The following is a 16,809-nucleotide window of genomic DNA, read 5'->3' as shown; positions in this document are numbered from 1 at the left end:
TGTTTCTTGGTCTTAGTTCGTCACGACCGCGCACTCCCAGCCGTCGTAATCGAGCTGGAAGGCCGCGGCCCAGGATTGCATCATGGCGGAAATCGGCGCGAAGGAGGCTTCGTCCACCGGGATCGTCGTTTCGATAATGGTCACGTCATCCTGGCCACGCGTGACGAAGCCGGCGCGTCGGGCCACCTCGTTCAGGTCGTCGTGGTCACCCTCGCCATAGAAATAGAACAGGGTGTGTCGCGGCGTGACGCCCGTATCGCCATGCGTGGCGAGAGCGGCGCGAACGGCGGCGTCCCTCTCGTCATGCTCTGACATCGGCTGAATCCATGGCGCGCGAACGACCGGCGGCGCGGGAAGCGTGGCCGGTTGCGTTCAGGTTGTCGGTTAAGCGGTCCGTTTAGAGAGGGAGTCGGCTGCGTGCAAGGAAGGCCGCGTCAGTCCTCTGTCATAAAGCTAAGCTTTCGGGTCCGTGCACTTGCCGGAGATTATGGCAAAGGCATTCAGGCTTTATGACATGTTCGTGTTCAAGTTAGGTCTGAATTGGTCAGGAGCGGGAATCTCGTGCTTTAAGCAAGAAAGATAAAATTTCCTGTGGCGGCAATTCTCTAATGGCAAAGCTTGCTGCTTAATCCATTCTCGTGGAGATCGCTTTGTTTAAGGTCAAGCTTCTTGGAACGACCGTGCTTGCTGCCATCAGCGTGGCAAGCTTTGCTGCTGCGCAGGAGGTCCCAGACGTCGCAGAGGTTGAAGAGGTCGTCGTCACCGGGTCGCGAATTCCGCGACCGAACCTGGAGCAGCCCACGCCGGTGGCGACTGTCTCTCAGGAAGCGATACTGACGTCCGGCACACAGGACCTTGGCGCCATTCTGGCCGAACTTCCGGGCCTCAGCTCCAACAGCACAGTTCGCGGCAACTCAGACAGCTTCGGCGATTCCGGCGGGCTGAACTTCCCTGACCTTCGGTCGCTTGGTGCGTCGCGGACGCTGACCTTGATCGACGGCAAGCGCCACGTCGGCGGTGACGCGGGCAACGCCGCCGTTGACCTCAGCTCGATCCCGGCCGGCCTGGTCGATCGCATCGAGGTCATCACCGGCGGCGCATCGGCCATCTATGGGTCCGACGCCGTTTCCGGGGTCGTCAACATTATCCTGAAGAACGATTTCGAAGGCGGCGAGATCACGGTTCAGGGGGGGGGAGCCGAATCCGGCGCCGGCAAGACCTACTCCGCCAATGGGGTCTATGGCCGCAACTTCGCAGGCGGGCGAGGCAACGCGACCGTCAGCCTGTTCTACGACCACTCGGACCAGGTCCTGGCGACGGACATCTCGGCTCTGAGAAATATCGGCACCATCGTGAACCCCCTGAACACGGGGCCAAACGACGGCATCCCGGACAGAATTCTGGTGCCCAATGTCCTGAGCGATTATCTGGACGAGAATGGCGTCATCCTGGACGCGAACACCTTCGACATCATCACGGCGATCAACGACGCCGGAGCGCCCACGCCGCAATCGCCGCGCCTGGGGACCAACAGCTTTGCGTTCGGCCAGTTTGAAGACTGCCCGACCTGCGTGGCGCTCGAAGACTATGTCGTGCTTCAGCCGGAGACCGATCGCTACGGCGCCAACATCCGCCTCAAGTATGACATCACACCCAATGTGACGGCCTATGTCGACGCCAAGTATGTCCGGTCTGAAATCCTGGACTTCGTGCAGCCGTCCTTCACCTTCGGCGACTACTTCATCGAGCCAGACAACGCCTTCATCACCCCCGAGCTTGCTGCGGTGATCGGGGGCAGAGACATTACCGTGGGCCGGTTCAACGGCGATATCGGTCCTCGCTACAACGACATCACGCGCGAGACCTATCGCGTAGTGGCCGGCATCAAGGGCAACTTCGAAACCGGGTTGGCCGACTTCGGATGGGATCTGTCCTACAACTATGGCCAGACGCAGAACGAGTTCATTGGCAGCGGCTCGCTGATCCCGGGAAATTACGCCGCAGCGATCGATTCCATCGTCGGCCCAGGCGGGACGATCGTCTGCCGCAGCCAGGTCCCGGGTCCGGATCAGACCGACGAAACCTGCGTCCCCTACAATCCGTTCATTCGTCAGAACACGCCTGAGGCGATCGACTACGTCAGCCATGACTCCGTGCGTACGCACAAGATCACGCAAGAGGTTGTGACGGGGGTGTTCAACTTCGACACATCCAAGTTCTTCTCCTTGCAGGGCGGGCCCTTGGCGTTCGCTGGCGGGTTCGAATACCGCAAGGAAACCAGCGAGAACATAAACGATGAGTTCGTGAAGTCGGGTCTGTCCGAAACGGCGCCTCAACCCGATGCCTTCGGCGAGTTCGACGTCCTGGAAGGCTTCGTCGAGTTCAACGCGCCCCTTCTTGCCGATGCGCCGTTCGCCTATCGCCTGTCCGTTGACGCCGCATATCGCTATGCCGACTACTCCACGGTCGGGGGGGCTGAGGCTTGGAAGGTCGGGGCTCTGTACGCGCCTGTTCGGGACATCTCGTTCCGCGGCACCTACTCGCGGGCCGTCAGGGCGCCGAACATCACCGAAGCCTTCCTGCCGGCCACGGCTGGCTTCGCATCGGTCAGCGATCCCTGCGACGTCGACAACATCGACAGCGATCCCGACCGCGCCGCCAACTGCGCTGCCGACGGCATTCCGGTGGGCTTCGTCGCCAACACCAACGTGTCGATCGACAGCATTTCGAGCGGCAACGCCAACCTGAATGCGGAAGAGGCCGAAAGCTTCACCTACGGGGTTGTGATTCAACCGCGCTGGGTGCCCGGCCTCAGCTTCACCGCCGACTACTATGACATTCAGATCGACGACGCGATCGCCCTGATCGGATCCCAGGACATCATCGACAACTGCTATGACGCGTCGGGTGGTCTGGACCCGAACTTCTGCTCTCTCTTCACTCGCGGCCCCGACAACAACCTCGCCACCGTGACGACGACCTATGTCAACGCCGCCGCCCTGACGACCAAGGGTTGGGATTTCGAGCTGAACTATGTGCGGAATCTGGACGCTCTGGCTGAGCAGTATCCGTCCATGTTCGGCGGCCTTCGGGGGCGTATCAGCGGTACGCTGACTGCGAACTATCTGAAGGAGCTGGACTTCTTCGCCTTTGCGGATCGCCCTGATGAAATCGACAACGAAAAGGGCGAGGTCGGCGATCCGGAGTGGTCCTACAAGACGCGTCTGACCTGGGACAGCGGCCCCTTGGCGATCACCTGGGAGACCCGTTTCGAAGACCGGGTGACCCGGTATGACGTGACGCCGACGCCGGGCGTAAACAATGCCGAGTCGATCTTCCCCAACGAGGTCAAGGAGCAGTGGTATCACGACGTGATCGTGCGCTACCGGATCGAAGATGGCTTTGCTTCGATGAACAATGTCGAGTTGTTCGCCGGGGTCAACAACCTGACCGATGAGCAGATTCCATACGGATTGACCGGCAACGGTACGTCGTCATCGTATGAACTCTACGGCCGCTCATTCTTCGGGGGCATCCGGGCGCGCTTCTAGAGGCGGCTGCGAGATAGCGGCGGATGCAGGGCACCCGCCGCGTCTTTGCGTCCACCGCTCAATCACTGCTTGTCGTCGTTCGGCGATTGACGCTCAGTCGCAGATCGTTTCCTGTGACGCTTGAGGGGCCCCGTGTTTGGCGGCCTGGATGGAGGGCGTTGCCTTGGAAGATTTTCTGGAAGCCGTGAAGAAGTACGCGCAGTTCACCGGGCGGGCTGACCGCAAGGAGTTCTGGTACTTCGTCCTGCTCTACATCGGCCTGGCGGTCGTCGCCGGGATCCTGGACAGCATCATCGGTGGCGGCAGCGGCGGTTTTTCACCCGTCGGCACGCTGGTCGCGCTGGGCCTGTTCATCCCCTCGCTGGCGGTGGCGTTCCGACGCCTGCATGATATCAACAAGTCGGCCTGGTGGGTGCTTCTGGGCCTGATCCCGATCATCGGCACGATCATCCTGATCGTCTTCTACGCCAAGAAGGGTGATCCGGCCGAGAACCAGTATGGCCCTGCTCCTGACGGCAGCGCCGCCTAACGACCCTATCGGCACGTCTGCGGGCGTCCTGACACACCATAAAGCGGCGGCGTTGACCGGGAGATCGCATCTCTTTATCGACGCCGCCGTTTGCTTGCCGGGATTCGGTGTAAGGAGCGGGCCATGACGACACAGCTTCTACCCGGCGCCACTGGCGTTCTCGCACTTGCCGATGGCACCATCCTTCAGGGGATCGGCGTCGGCGCGGTTGGATCGGCCCTGGGCGAGGTGGTCTTCAACACCGCCATGACCGGCTATCAGGAAATCCTGACCGACCCTTCGTATATGAGCCAGATCCTGGCCTTCACCTTCCCGCACGTCGGCAACACCGGCGTAAACGTCGAAGACATCGAGCAGATGGGCGGCGGGTCGGACACTTCCGCCGTGGGCGCGATCTTCCGAGACCTGCCGACCGATCCGGCTAACTGGCGCAGTGAAGGCGACCTCGACGCCTGGATGAAGCGGCGCAACGTCGTCGGCCTGTCGGGCGTGGACACCCGCGCCCTGACCCGCGTGATCCGTGACAAGGGCGCGCCCCACGCCGTCATCGCCCATGACCCGGACGGTAACTTCGACCTGGACGCTATGGTGGCCAAGGCCAAGGCCTGGACCGGTCTGGTCGGCCTGGACCTGGCCAAGCCCGCCTCCACCCTGCAGGCGTTCGAGTGGGACGAAGGCCTGTGGGAATGGCCTGAAGGTCATCCGAAGACGCAGGGCCGCAAGTCGGTCGTGGTCATCGACTATGGCGTGAAGCGCAACATCCTGCGGGCCCTGGCGTCAACTGGCGCCAAGATCACCGTGGTCCCGGCGACGACGACGGCGGAAGAGGTTCTGGCCCGCAACCCGGATGGCGTGGTCCTGTCGAACGGGCCGGGCGATCCGGCCGCGACCGGCGCCTATGCGGTGCCGGAAATCAGGAAGCTGGTCGAAAGCGGCAAGCCCGTGTTCGGCATCTGCCTGGGTCACCAGATGCTGGCCCTGGCCCTGGGCGCCTCGACCGTGAAGATGGATCAGGGCCACCACGGCGCCAATCACCCGGTCAAGGATCTGACCACGGGCAAGGTCGAGATCGTGTCGATGAACCACGGCTTTGCGGTGGATCGCGACAGCCTGCCCGATGCGGTGATGGAGACGCACGTTTCGCTGTTCGACGGCACCAACTGCGGAATCCAGCTGAAGGACCGTCCGGTGTTCAGCGTCCAACACCACCCCGAAGCCTCGCCCGGCCCGACCGACAGCCTGTATCTGTTCGATCGCTTCAGCGAGATGATGGGCTAGCGCTCAAGCAGCGAACGACCGCGTCGTTCGCGTTAGCGCTCTTAAGGTGGCTAGCGCTCAAGCAGCGAACGACCGCGTCGTTCGCGTTAGCGCGTCGCGTCAGCGACCAAACTCAAGGCAGGGCCGCGAAGCTCTTGTCCTCGCAGCGCAGTTCGCAGGCCTTGCGGACGGCGACGGGGGCGGCGCTGAACCAGTAGCCGGCGTCGTCGTCGCGGTGCGCCTGTTTGCGCTCGAGGCCGCGCAGGCGGCGCAGGGCGGCGTTCTGCAGCAGTCGGGCGTGCAGGGCGCGGGGCGACAGTTCGTGGATCGTCGGCGCGCCGGGCACGGCGACGGCGTCGGGTCCGACGGGATGGACGGCAGGCTGGGTAATCGAGATGAACATGGGCAGCACTCGGACGACGTTTCGAGATTGCGACGCCGATCGCGCCCTGGCCTCGTGACCCGCCGGCTTCCGGGCGGGAGATATGGTTAATCCACAGCCTCTGTGGACAGTTCCGTTCTCGGATAAAAATATGTGCGTATTCAGGCGTTTATTGCCGCGCTTTGGACGTAGTGGTTAATGAAAGATGAAGATCGGGGACGAACCTTGCTCAGGCGCATCCGTTGATGGCGCGCGGGGCGAGGCGGCGTTAAGGGTTGGCCGTGCGTTTCGATGATCGCTTCCTTGAAGAGTTGAAGGCCCGCCTTCGCCCGTCCGACGTGATCGGCCGGTCGGTGAAACTCAAGCGTCAGGGACGGGAGTGGGTCGGCCTGAGCCCCTTCTCGAAAGAGAAGTCGCCGTCGTTCTTCGTCAACGACGACAAGGGCTTCTTCCACGACTTCAGCTCCGGCAAACACGGCGACGTCATCTCGTTCCTGCAGGAGACCGAACGGCTGTCCTTCCCCGAGGCGGTCGAGCGGCTGGCCGCCGAGGCCGGGATGCAGATGCCGGTCGAGGATCCCCAGGCCGCTGAGCGCGAGCAGAAGCGCCAGGGTCTGTCGGACTGGATGGACCTGGCCCAGAAATGGTTCGCCGCCAATCTGCGCCGGTCGGCCGGCAAGGCGGCGCGGGACTATCTGGAAAAGCGCGGACTGCCCGAGGATCAGTGGGAGCGGTTCGGCCTCGGCTATGCCCCCAACGATCGTGAAGGCTTGAAGGCGGCCCTGGTCCAGCGCGGCGCCAAGCCGGGCGATCTGGTCGAGATGGGGATGCTGATCTCGCCCGAAGGCGGCGGCGCGCCCTATGACCGTTTCCGCGACCGGCTGATGTTCCCGATCCTGGATGCGCGCGGGCGGATCGTCAGCTTTGGCGGCCGGGCGATGAACCCCGACGACCGGGCCAAATACCTGAACGGGCCGGAGAGCCCGCTGTTTCACAAGGGGGCGACCCTGTACGGCCTGCCCGAGGCGCGGCGCATTCTGGGGGCCGAGTCCAAGGGCAAGCAGGCGATCATCGTCGTCGAAGGCTATATGGACGTCATCGCCTGCCAGCGCGCGGGCCTGCCAGCCGTGGCGCCCATGGGCACGGCCCTGACCGAGGAACAGATGGCCCTGCTGTGGCGGGTGTCGTCAGAGCCGATCCTGTGTTTCGACGGGGACGGGGCAGGGCAGCGAGCCGCTTTCAGGGCCATCGAACGCGCCCTGCCGCTGCTGAAACCCGGCCGGTCCTTCCGCTTCGCCCTGCTGGAGGGTGGTCAGGATCCCGACGACCTGCTGCGCGACAAGGGGGCGCCGGCCCTGCGTCAGGCGATGAACGAGACCCGCGCCTTCGCCGACATGCTGTTCCGTCGCGAGGTCGAGGTCGAGCCGCTGGACACGCCAGAGCGTCTGGCCGGCTTGAAGGCCCGGCTGCGCCAAGCCACAGCGCTAATCCAAGATAAAGACTTAGCGGAACAGTACAGACGAAATTTATTCGACCGTTTTGACGAGCTCTTCAAAAAGCCCGTAGCACCACGTCGCTCTTTCCGCGGCCCGCGTCAGGCTGGAGGTTGGCTGGATGAAATGCAGGCCCTGCCGGGGCAAACCACGGAAGGTGCTCAAGCTGAGAAGTCCTTAACCCGCTCGGTAGATCCGATTGCGGCGGCTCTGGCCCACGGCGCCATCGAGGATCCGGAGCGGATGGACGACCATCTGGAGGCCATCTCGGCCCACGGCTTCGGCGATCCGTCGCTGGAGGGCTTGGCCCACGAACTGGTGCGGTTGCGGTTCAGCGACGCGGCGATGGACAGCGCCAGGCTGCGCCGCCACCTGTCCGCCTCGGGCCTGGATGATCTGGTTCACGAGATCGAGAAGGCGGCGGCCAAGTCGGGCGCGCCCTTCCTGGATGCGGGCGTCCCCCTGGCCGAGGCCCGCCTGCGCTGGGCTCAGGGCTTCGGCGCGCTCACCCACTTGGCCGCGTTGGAACAGGCTCTGGCTGCGGCCAAGTCGGGCGTGGATCAGGGTTTCGACACCGCAGCCTTCAGCCGCCTGAAGGCCGAACGCGACGCCCTGCGCCGCGCCATCCGCAGCCGTGAAATCTGGGATGCGGCGTCCTGACGCCTGACCCGGGGGAGGCGGATCGCGCCCGCGGCCTTGACAGACTGGCCCCCGCTAGCCATTTGGCGCATTCGAGCCATGTTGTTTTCGTACGCGAGGTCGAGAAGGCGACGGCAATGCCCGAGCGCCTTTCCAGGCCGCAAATGCGCCCCTCGCCGAGGCAAGGGCTTGAATGTCGCGAAGAAGACCTCCGGGTCTTCATCGCCTCTGTCTCCGGCGTCGCTGGAGGGAGAACGCGAACGGTTGCGGCAAAACATCCTGGCCACGGCGATTTGAAGCGAGCGGACGACTTTCGTAACAAACGAAGGGTCGGGGCGTTATGTTTTTCAGATGCGTTGTATTTTTGCCGACCGCTTCGACGAAGCCCGGCACTTTATAAGTCTGGAGCGATCCCTTTCGGGGTCGAGCCGGGCGCGGAGAACCGAGACTAGATGACCGATACGCAGGAAGCCGCTGAGACCACGTCCGACGGACCGTTGCTGGACCTGACCGACGCCGGCGTGAAGAAATTCATCAAGCAGGCCAAGGCGCGCGGCTATGTCACGATGGAGGAGCTGAACAAGGTCCTGCCGTCGGAAGAGGTTACCCCCGACGCGATTGAAGACACTCTGGCGATGCTGTCCGAGATGGGCGTCAACGTCGTCGAGGCCGAGGAGGACGCAGCCGAATCCGGTGGTGACGTCGCCACCCGCGCCGAGACCGAGATCTCCAGCGAGAACGCCAAGCCTACATACGACCGCACCGACGACCCCGTGCGCATGTATCTGCGCGAAATGGGCTCGGTCGAACTGCTGAGCCGCGAGGGCGAGATCGCCATCGCCAAGCGGATCGAGGCGGGTCGCGATGCGATGATCTCGGGTCTGTGCGAAAGCGCCCTGACGTTCGAAGCCATCATGGTGTGGCGCGACGAACTGGCCAACAACCGCATCCTGCTGCGTGAAGTGATCGACCTAGACGCCACCTATGGCGTGCTGAACCCGTCGTCCCTGCCGCATAACCAGCCGCCCCAGCCCATCCCCGGCCAGCCTCTTCCCGCCAAGACCCCCGAAGAGATCGAGAAGGCGGAAAAGGCCGAGGAAGACGAAGAGGACGAAGACTTCGACGACGGCGGCGGGATGTCCATCTCGGCGCTGGAAGCCGAGCTGCGCGACGGCGTCATGGAGACGCTGGACGCCATCGCCGGCGACTTCGACGCCTTCCGCAAGCTTCAGGAGCGGCTGGTCGACACGCGCCTGAAGGGCGAGGACCTGAACGCCAAGGACCGTAAGGCCTATGAGACCCTGTCGGTCGGGATCTCGGACCGGCTGAAGACGGTCAAGCTGAACAACAACCGTATCGAGGCCCTGGTCGAGCAGCTCTATGCGATCAACAAGCGGCTGATCGGTCTGGAAGGCCGGCTGCTGCGCATGGCGGACAGCTACGGCATCTCGCGTCCCGAGTTCCTCAAGGCCTATTTCTCCAAGGAACTGGATCCGAACTGGTCGGAGAACGTCAAGGAAATGGGCGTACGCTGGACCAAGTTCAGCGACAATGAATCCGCCCAGATCGCCAAGATTCGGGCTGACGTCGCCGCCGTGGCCATCGAGGCCGGCCTGCCGATCGACGACTATCGCCGCATCGTGCAGACGGTCCAGAAGGGTGAACGCGAAGCCCGTCAGGCCAAGAAGGAAATGGTCGAGGCCAACCTGCGCCTCGTCATCTCCATCGCCAAGAAATACACCAACCGTGGCCTGCAGTTCCTGGACCTGATCCAGGAGGGCAACATCGGTCTGATGAAGGCGGTCGACAAGTTCGAATACCGCCGCGGCTACAAGTTCTCGACCTACGCCACATGGTGGATTCGTCAGGCCATCACCCGCTCGATCGCCGACCAGGCGCGGACTATCCGCATCCCGGTGCACATGATCGAGACGATCAACAAGATCGTGCGCACCTCGCGCCAGATGCTGCACGAGATCGGCCGCGAACCGACCCCGGAAGAACTGGCCGAGAAACTGGCCATGCCGCTGGAGAAGGTCCGCAAGGTCCTGAAGATCGCCAAGGAACCGATCTCGCTCGAAACCCCCATCGGCGACGAGGAAGACAGCCACCTGGGCGACTTCATCGAGGACAAGAACGCCATCCTGCCCATCGATGCGGCCATCCAGTCCAACCTGCGCGAGACCACGACCCGCGTGCTGGCGTCCCTGACGCCGCGCGAGGAGCGCGTCCTGCGGATGCGCTTCGGCATCGGCATGAACACCGACCACACCCTGGAAGAAGTCGGCCAGCAGTTCTCGGTCACCCGCGAACGCATCCGTCAGATCGAGGCCAAGGCGCTGAGAAAGCTGAAACACCCCAGCCGGTCGCGCAAGCTGCGAAGCTTCCTGGACAGCTGATACAGACGACGAAAGGGCGGTCCGCAGGGGCCGCCCTTTTTCGTTTCAGTGTCCTAGATCTTGATGTCGAGAAGCGCGCCCATCATGTCGTCGGCGGTGCGCAGGACGGCGACGTTGGCGGCGACGACGGTCTTGGCCTGCATCCGTTCGACGGTTTCCTCGGCCAGATTGTCCAGCGGGTTTCGCGCCGTGCGCTGGGCGCTGGCTTCGAAGCGGACGAGGGCCGTGCTGACGCCGGCCGAGGCGATGGCGGAGGCTTGCATGGAGCCGCCTTAAGACCATCGCGCTTAACCGCCGGTTCGCAAGGGTGGTGAATGGCCCTCAGTCGCTGGTCGGTCGATAGACACGGACATAGTCGACCTCCATCCGCTGCGGAAACGCGGCCTCGTCCACGCCCTCGGCTCCGCCCCAGTCGCCGCCGACCGCGATGTTCAGGATCAGGGCGAAGGCCTTGTCGAAGGGCCAGGTCGCCGCGTCGCCCCGCCCGTCGTTGTCGAAGCGATAGAAGGGTTGGTCGTCGATGGAGAAGACCGTGGCCTGGGCCGTCCAGTTCAACTGATAGCGGTGAAAGGCTTCGCAGGCGTCCGGTACGGCGACCTCGCTGCCCTTCTCGGTGCCGGCGACATGGTTGTAGGCGCCTGTGTGCACCGTGCCGTGGACCACGCCGGGGCGATGGCCGACGTGTTCCATGATGTCGATCTCGCCGCCCGTAGGCCAGGCGCCTCTTGTCTCGGGCAGCATCCAGATGGCCGGCCACGTCCCGCGAGCGCAGGGCAGGCGGGCGCGGATCTCATAGAGGCCATAGGTCGTGGCTCGACGGCTGATCATGCGGGCCGAGGTGAAGGTCTGACCGCCGCTGTCGGCAGCATCCAGGCTTTCGCGCCGCGCCTCGATGATCAGATGGCCATCCTCGACCCGCGCGTTCTCGGGCCGGTCGGCGGCGTAGTACTGAAGCTCGTTGTTGTACCAGCCGGTGCTGTTGGCGTGGGTGTCGTAGCGCCACAGGGCGGGATCGGGCGCGCCGTCGCTGTCGAACTCGTCGGCCCAGGCCAAATGGTAGCCTGCCAGAGCATCCGGGGCCGGCGCCTCCTGGGCGTGGCCGTTCGTGGCGACGGCTGCGAGAGAGAGAGCGGTCAGGATGAAGCGCATGACCGGCAGGCTAGACCGGGCGCCGCCGTCTGTCTTGCGTCAAGCGTGATCTGGATGCAGCCTGGGATCATGAGCATCCAGCCCGCACCCGGTGAACGCTACGCCTCGTTCGAGGCCTTCTATCCCTACTACATCCACGAACACTCGAACCGGATGTGCCGGCGGATCCATGTCGTCGGGACGGGGCTGGTGATCACGGCCTTCGTCGCCTTCCTGATGACGGGCGACGCCTGGTGGCTGCTGGCCATGCCGGTGGTCGGCTATGGCTTCGCCTGGGTCGGGCATTTCGCGTTCGAGAAGAACCGGCCAGCCACCTTCAAATACCCGCTGTGGAGCCTGATGGGGGACTTTCGCCTGTTCTTCGAGACGGTCAGCGGCCGGCGTAAATTCTAGCCCAGACTAGTTGGACGCCATCTGCATGTTTGCGGCGGGCGTCGCGTCCCAGGCGGGGGGGCAGCCGTCGAAACGACCGGCGTCGGCGATGGTCAGGGTGCGCATATTCAGGCGCATGGCCTGTTGCATCGAGCCGCGGCCGTGGCCGGTATAGAGGTCGATCTTCTGGCCCTTGATCGCGCCGCCTGTGTCGGAGGCGTACCAGTAACCGTCATGGCGGGTGCCGTCGGCCAGGCGCAGGCCCACCGTCTCGCGGATGAACAGGCGGGTGCGGCGGGGAATGACGCGCGGATCGACCGCGACGGTGCGCATGGCGATCGGGCGGCAACCGAGCGAATCATTGCCCGTCGCTCCACCACCACCAGCGTGATAGAGGCGCGCCGAGGCGCTCCAGTCGGGATCCCCGGCCATCAGCTCGGCCTGTTCGGTGGTCAGCGCGGCGTCCGCAGTCGCAGCATCGGAACCCTCTGTCACATCAGCCGTTTCCGAAACTGCAGCATCGCGAGCGATGGCGGCTTGGTAGCTGACGGGTTCACCCATAGCCGGATAGGCGAGGGCGCACAGGGCGGCGAAGGCTGCGAAAGCAAAACGCATGGGGCGACTCATGGTGACGCCGACCCCGTACCGTGGCGGCATAGGCTGTCTCGTTGTCTCCTGTGTCGAGAATGTGGCGCCTCAGCAAACCGCCCTGTCTTGTCCACAGTCGGGATGGATTAGCCGCCCTTATCGATAGTCCTTCGATTCTGAGGTATGGCATCGCTTGAGATCGCGATATCAGTATTCGACGGGGTTGATATCTTTAGGGGGCGGCGATGCTGACTGTGTATGGCGATATTCGCTCGGGCAACTGCTTGAAGGTCAAGTGGTTGCTCGATTGGCAAGGGATGGATTATCGCTGGATTGAAGTTGATATCATGTCGGGCGGCAGTCGAACGCCGGAATTCCTGGCTTTGAACCCCGCTGGCCAGGCGCCGACAGTGGTGCTGGCCGATGGGCGGCCCCTGGCCCAGTCCAACGCCATCCTGCTGCACCTGGCGCAGACCAGCCCGCTGATCCCCTCCGACGCCTATGACCGGGCGCGGATGCTGGAATGGCTGTTCTGGGAACAATACAGCCACGAACCCTATGTCGCGGTCGCCCGGTTCCAGCGCCTGTATCTCGGCAAGACGGCGGGCGAGGTCGAGGCGCGGGTCATGGAGCGCGAGGACGCGGCTCTGAACCGGCTGGAAGCGGGACTGGCGGATCGGGACTGGCTGGCGGGCGAGGCCTTCAGCCTGGCCGACATCGCCCTGGTCGCCTACAGCCGGATGGCCGCAGACGGCGGGTTCGACCTGTCCGGGCGGCCCCGGCTCAGAGCCTGGATCGCAAGGGTCGAGGCGGCGCTGGGCCTCGACCCCTACGATTGAAGGATGCGCCTCAGCGGACGCCGAGTTCGGCGACCAGGCCGTCCATGCCATAGACATCGCGCAGGGCGGTGGTCACCGCGCCCGTGGTGACGATGACGCTGCGGTTGACCTTGCGGTCATAGCCATAGGCGTTGCGCTGGCTGAGCACGGTGGAGTCGAAATTGGCCCCCAGGATCTCACCGGCGGCGGTGACCACGGGCGAGCCGGACGAACCGCCGATGGTGTCGGACGAGACCGTCATGTTCAGTACGGTGTCGGCGTCGATGCGGTCCTTGGCGGCCAACAGCTTGGGCGCGACATCGAAGGGAGCGGCCCCGGTCGCCCGGTCCCACAGGCCGGCGAAGGTGGTGAAGGGCCCCCAGCGCTGGCCGGGCACGTCCGAGCCCTCGATCGTGCCGTATGACAGGCGCAGGGTGCCGGTCGCGTCGGGATAGACGGTGTCGCCATAGGCGGCGAAGCGGGCGGTGGCCAGCTGCTCCGAGGCGCGGTCGGTCGGGGCCTGGACTCGCTCCTCCCACTCGGTGCGGATGGCGCGGGTCGGCTCCTGGATCGTCAGCAGATACTGGATCAGGGGATCGTCGGACGCCGCGATGGCGGCAAGACCGCCTTCCCACAGGGCGCGGCGCACGGCGGGGTCCGCCAGCCGGGTGCCCTCGATCAGGCGCGCCGACTTCTGTTCGGGCGATTCAGAGCCCAGCAGGGCGCGGGCATAGGGGCTGTCGACCGTCAGCCATTCGCGGGTCTTGGACAGCCACCACTCCACGCGCACCTGTTCCAGCCCCGGATAGACGGGGCGTTCGGCGAACAGGCCGCTCTGCACCGCCGCCAGACGGGCGTCGCCGTATTCGGCCAGCCGCTCGGCCGAGGGCTTGGCCCGCTCCTGGGCGCCCCGCACCAGGGTCCTGGCCCACGAGAACAGTTGCGAGCCGCCGGCGACCGAGGTGGTGCCGATGCCGGTGCCGCCTTCCAGCAGGGCGTAGGCGGGATAGAGTTCGCGCAGGGTCGGCTGGACCTGCTGCAGATCGCTCCACGGGTCCGACGCCGAGGCGCCCGTATTGGCGGCGGCATAGCGCTGGCGGAAGTCCGCCTCGGCCGCTGCGCGCGCGGTCAGGAAGTCGGTGTCGGTCAGGGCGCGCATCCGGCCCAGGCCGCGCTTGTAGGTGTTCTCGACCCCGACGATCGGGTCCATGGCGATGAAGGCGTTCTGCTCGCTCTCTTCCGAAAACCGGATCAGCCGTCCGCGCAGTTCGGAGGCGATCAGTTGGTCCATCGGCAGAACCACGTCGCGGACCGAGGCCAGTTGGTCCTGGGTCAGCAGGCGCTGGGTGGCGCCGGGGCTGCCGGTGACGAAGACGGGCGTGCCCTCGACCGGGGTTGAGGCGTTCCAAGCGAAATGGGTCGGGGTCTGGGCCGGGGCGTCGTTCTCGTACAGGCGGATGAAGGCGGCATCGATGGCGAAGCGGGGGAAGCTGAAGTTGTCCAGATCGCCGCCGAAGGTCGCGGCCCGGTCCTCGGGCGCGAAGGCCAGGCGCACGTCGGTGTATTTCTTGTAGGTGTAGAGCTTGAACTGGCCGCCCCGATACAGGGTCACGACCTGACAGCGCTTGTCCGCTGCGTCGCCACAGGCCTCGGATTCGATCCGCCCGGCCTCGGCGTCGCGAGCGCGGGTGAAGGCGGATCCCGTCAGGCCTTCGCCCGCCTTGTGCATCCGCTCGGTGACGTCGGTGATCTCGGTCAGGATTTCGGCCGAGCCGCCGGGGCATTTGATCTCTTCCTCGCGCGTCTTGGGCGTGAAGCCGGTCTCGGCGTAGTTGACGGCTTCGGTCGACAGGTTGGCGACGCAGGTGGCGACACAGTGATTGTTGGTCATCACCAGGCCGGCGTCCGACACCAGCCCCGCCGAACAGCCGCCGAACTTCACCGAAGACAGCCGCACCCGGTCCAGGAAGGGCTGGTCGATGGCCGTTCCCAGCGTGGCGTTGGCGCGGGCGATGGGGAAGTTGTCGAAGGTCCACATCCCCTCTTCGGCCCAAGCCTTGCCAGGCAGGGCCGAAGAGGCGGCGGCGAAGCCGAGGACGGCGACCGACGCCGAGAGCACGAGATTACGCATGATACTGGACCTTTTCAGGGAAATGACTGTCGGCGGCGCCTTGGCTCAGCGCTGGCCTGCAACAGGGCGTCCGCCCTCGACCCAGGCGGGGGTGATGTCGCCGTCCGCCAGGGCGCGCAGCGGTTCGACCAGGGACTGGATGGCGGCGGTCATGAAGGGGATGTCGAGCGAGGCGATATTGTCCTCGGGCGAGTGATAGGTCGGGATGGTGGCCCAGCCCGAGATGGTGTGGGCGACGATGCCCTGAAGCGCCAGCGAGTAGTTGTCCGAGCGCTGGAAGAAGTTCTGCTCGGGATAGGGGTCGGGCGCGACCAGGGCGCCGCGCGCCTTCAGCAGCGGGCCGAAGTCGGACCGTTCGAACCCGGTCATCATCATCACGCCGGCGGGCATGGTCGGGTCCTGCTGGCCGATCATTTCGATCTCCAGATTGGCGACGATGGAGGCCAGCGGGATCGGCGGATGTTCGGCGAAATATTTCGAACCCAGCAGGCCCAATTCCTCGGCCCCATAGGCGACGAACAGGATGCTGCGCTTGGGCTGGGCCCCGGCGCCCAGGGCGTGGGCCAGTTCCAGCACCGCCGCCGTGCCCGAGGCGTCGTCGTTGGCGCCGGGATAGATGACGCCGTCGACCACGCCCAGGTGATCCAGGTGGGCCGAGATCATGATGACCCCGGCGGACGGGTCGGACCCCTGAAGCCAGCCGATGGCGTTGGTGGTGGCGGCCGTCTCGGTGGTCGATGCGCCGGGTTGCAGGGTAGCGGTCGATCCGGCGCCGACGGCGGCTTTCAGCCGGTCATAGGCCTCGGCCGAGACGACGATGAAGTCGGGCGATGCCTCGCCTTCGTCCTCGCCGCCGCTGGGCAGCTCATAGCCGGGGCGACCGGCGCGGGCGGATGCGGCCTTCAGCGCCTCGGTCTGGCGCAGGACCACCACCTTGGCGCCCTGGCGCATGGCGGCGCCGATCCAGGGTCGCATTCCCGGTCCCTCGGGCGGGGCGACCAGGACGATGTCGGCTGCCGGCACGGACTCCAGGGTTTCGCCCGCCACGGCGACGCTGCCGGTGACGACGCTGTTGGAGGACGACAGCACGGCCAGCCCTCCGGCCTCATCCACGGTGACGCCACCCAGGGTCAGGCTGGCGCCGGGGCCGGGGATGGTCTTCACCAGTTCGACCGTCTGCAGATAGCCGGCCGAGCCGGGCACGGGCGTCAGGCCGTAGCGTTCGAACACCGAGGCGACGTAGGTGGCGGCGACCAGTTCGTCATTGGTCGCGCCGCCGCGTCCGCGCAGGGCGGGCGAGGCCAGGAAGTTCTCGTGGGCGCTGACCCAGGCGGGCTTCACGGTCCAGGCGTCCTGGGCCCAGGCTGGCCCCGTCAGAACCGCACTGATCAGGCCTGCAACGAGAAGTCCGCGACGATATGACATGACCTGTCCTCAATCTGTGATGCCATGGGGGTAAGGGGCGCGGACACAGGGCGTCAAGCTCGGACCCGATCAGAAA

Annotated in this window: 14 protein-coding genes; 7 read left to right on the top strand and 7 right to left on the bottom strand. The window is 65.0% G+C overall.

Annotated elements, in window-relative coordinates:
- Window positions 1-12: 12 nt before the first annotated feature.
- Entirely contained in the window at window positions 13-315 is a 303-nt protein-coding gene (locus ACO05L_RS14365) for a hypothetical protein (RefSeq protein ID WP_421729847.1), read from the bottom strand.
- 365 nt (window positions 316-680) lie between these two features.
- Between ACO05L_RS14365 and ACO05L_RS14360 the strand changes: the two genes are divergently transcribed.
- The 3 genes from ACO05L_RS14360 (at window position 681) to carA (ending at window position 5,358) form a co-directional block, all read left to right on the top strand.
- Window positions 681-3,551, top strand: coding sequence for a TonB-dependent receptor domain-containing protein (locus ACO05L_RS14360; RefSeq protein WP_421729846.1), 2,871 nt, complete (start codon window positions 681-683; stop codon window positions 3,549-3,551).
- Window positions 3,552-3,687: 136 nt separating this feature from the next.
- Complete coding sequence (locus ACO05L_RS14355) at window positions 3,688-4,080, top strand: DUF805 domain-containing protein (protein ID WP_421729845.1); 393 nt, start codon at window positions 3,688-3,690, stop codon at window positions 4,078-4,080.
- Window positions 4,081-4,203: 123 nt separating this feature from the next.
- A complete protein-coding gene (gene carA, locus ACO05L_RS14350; RefSeq protein ID WP_421729844.1) occupies window positions 4,204-5,358 on the top strand; it encodes a glutamine-hydrolyzing carbamoyl-phosphate synthase small subunit in 1,155 nt (384 codons plus the stop codon).
- 112 nt (window positions 5,359-5,470) lie between these two features.
- Here carA and ACO05L_RS14345 read toward each other — a convergent pair whose 3' ends face one another.
- The gene (locus tag ACO05L_RS14345; RefSeq protein WP_421729843.1) at window positions 5,471-5,740 is read right to left on the bottom strand and encodes a hypothetical protein; all 270 of its coding nucleotides are present in this window, start codon (window positions 5,738-5,740) and stop codon (window positions 5,471-5,473) included.
- 260 nt (window positions 5,741-6,000) lie between these two features.
- On the opposite strand from ACO05L_RS14345, the gene dnaG reads away from it, so the two are divergent.
- Together dnaG and rpoD are read left to right on the top strand one after the other, a co-directional pair.
- Window positions 6,001-7,872 (top strand): DNA primase, encoded by a 1,872-nt coding sequence (gene dnaG / locus ACO05L_RS14340; protein ID WP_421729842.1) that lies wholly within the window; start codon window positions 6,001-6,003, stop codon window positions 7,870-7,872.
- Window positions 7,873-8,303: 431 nt separating this feature from the next.
- Window positions 8,304-10,250 carry an RNA polymerase sigma factor RpoD gene (gene rpoD / locus ACO05L_RS14335; protein WP_421729841.1) on the top strand — a complete coding sequence of 649 codons (1,947 nt, stop codon included), beginning with the start codon at window positions 8,304-8,306 and terminating at the stop codon, window positions 10,248-10,250.
- 53 nt (window positions 10,251-10,303) lie between these two features.
- On the opposite strand, the gene ACO05L_RS14330 is transcribed toward rpoD, so the two are convergent.
- Both ACO05L_RS14330 and ACO05L_RS14325 read right to left on the bottom strand, forming a co-directional pair.
- Entirely contained in the window at window positions 10,304-10,513 is a 210-nt protein-coding gene (locus ACO05L_RS14330) for a flagellar hook protein FlgE (protein WP_421729840.1), read from the bottom strand.
- Window positions 10,514-10,571: 58 nt separating this feature from the next.
- Window positions 10,572-11,399 carry a glycoside hydrolase family 16 protein gene (locus ACO05L_RS14325; RefSeq protein ID WP_421729839.1) on the bottom strand — a complete coding sequence of 276 codons (828 nt, stop codon included), beginning with the start codon at window positions 11,397-11,399 and terminating at the stop codon, window positions 10,572-10,574.
- 69 nt (window positions 11,400-11,468) lie between these two features.
- On the opposite strand from ACO05L_RS14325, the gene ACO05L_RS14320 reads away from it, so the two are divergent.
- Complete coding sequence (locus ACO05L_RS14320) at window positions 11,469-11,792, top strand: Mpo1-like protein (protein WP_421729838.1); 324 nt, start codon at window positions 11,469-11,471, stop codon at window positions 11,790-11,792.
- A gap of 6 nt (window positions 11,793-11,798) precedes the next feature.
- Here ACO05L_RS14320 and ACO05L_RS14315 read toward each other — a convergent pair whose 3' ends face one another.
- The gene (locus tag ACO05L_RS14315) at window positions 11,799-12,386 is read right to left on the bottom strand and encodes a 3D domain-containing protein (RefSeq protein WP_421729837.1); all 588 of its coding nucleotides are present in this window, start codon (window positions 12,384-12,386) and stop codon (window positions 11,799-11,801) included.
- Between the two features lie 218 nt (window positions 12,387-12,604).
- Here ACO05L_RS14315 and ACO05L_RS14310 point away from each other — a divergent pair, with 218 nt between their 5' ends.
- Window positions 12,605-13,198 carry a glutathione S-transferase family protein gene (locus ACO05L_RS14310; protein ID WP_421729836.1) on the top strand — a complete coding sequence of 198 codons (594 nt, stop codon included), beginning with the start codon at window positions 12,605-12,607 and terminating at the stop codon, window positions 13,196-13,198.
- A gap of 10 nt (window positions 13,199-13,208) precedes the next feature.
- On the opposite strand, the gene ACO05L_RS14305 is transcribed toward ACO05L_RS14310, so the two are convergent.
- Window positions 13,209-15,308, bottom strand: coding sequence for a S46 family peptidase (locus tag ACO05L_RS14305; RefSeq protein ID WP_421729835.1), 2,100 nt, complete (start codon window positions 15,306-15,308; stop codon window positions 13,209-13,211).
- A gap of 45 nt (window positions 15,309-15,353) precedes the next feature.
- On the bottom strand, window positions 15,354-16,733 hold the full coding sequence (locus ACO05L_RS14300; protein WP_421729834.1) for a M28 family peptidase: 1,380 nt from the start codon (window positions 16,731-16,733) through the stop codon (window positions 15,354-15,356).
- Between the last annotated feature and the right edge of the window lie 76 nt (window positions 16,734-16,809).

It is taken from the genome of Brevundimonas sp., from assembly GCF_965227765.1.
In the GTDB taxonomy this organism is placed as follows: Bacteria; Pseudomonadota; Alphaproteobacteria; order Caulobacterales; family Caulobacteraceae; genus Brevundimonas.
Note: the sequence above shows the minus strand (reverse complement) of the source record. Positions and strands in the feature narration are given on the sequence as shown.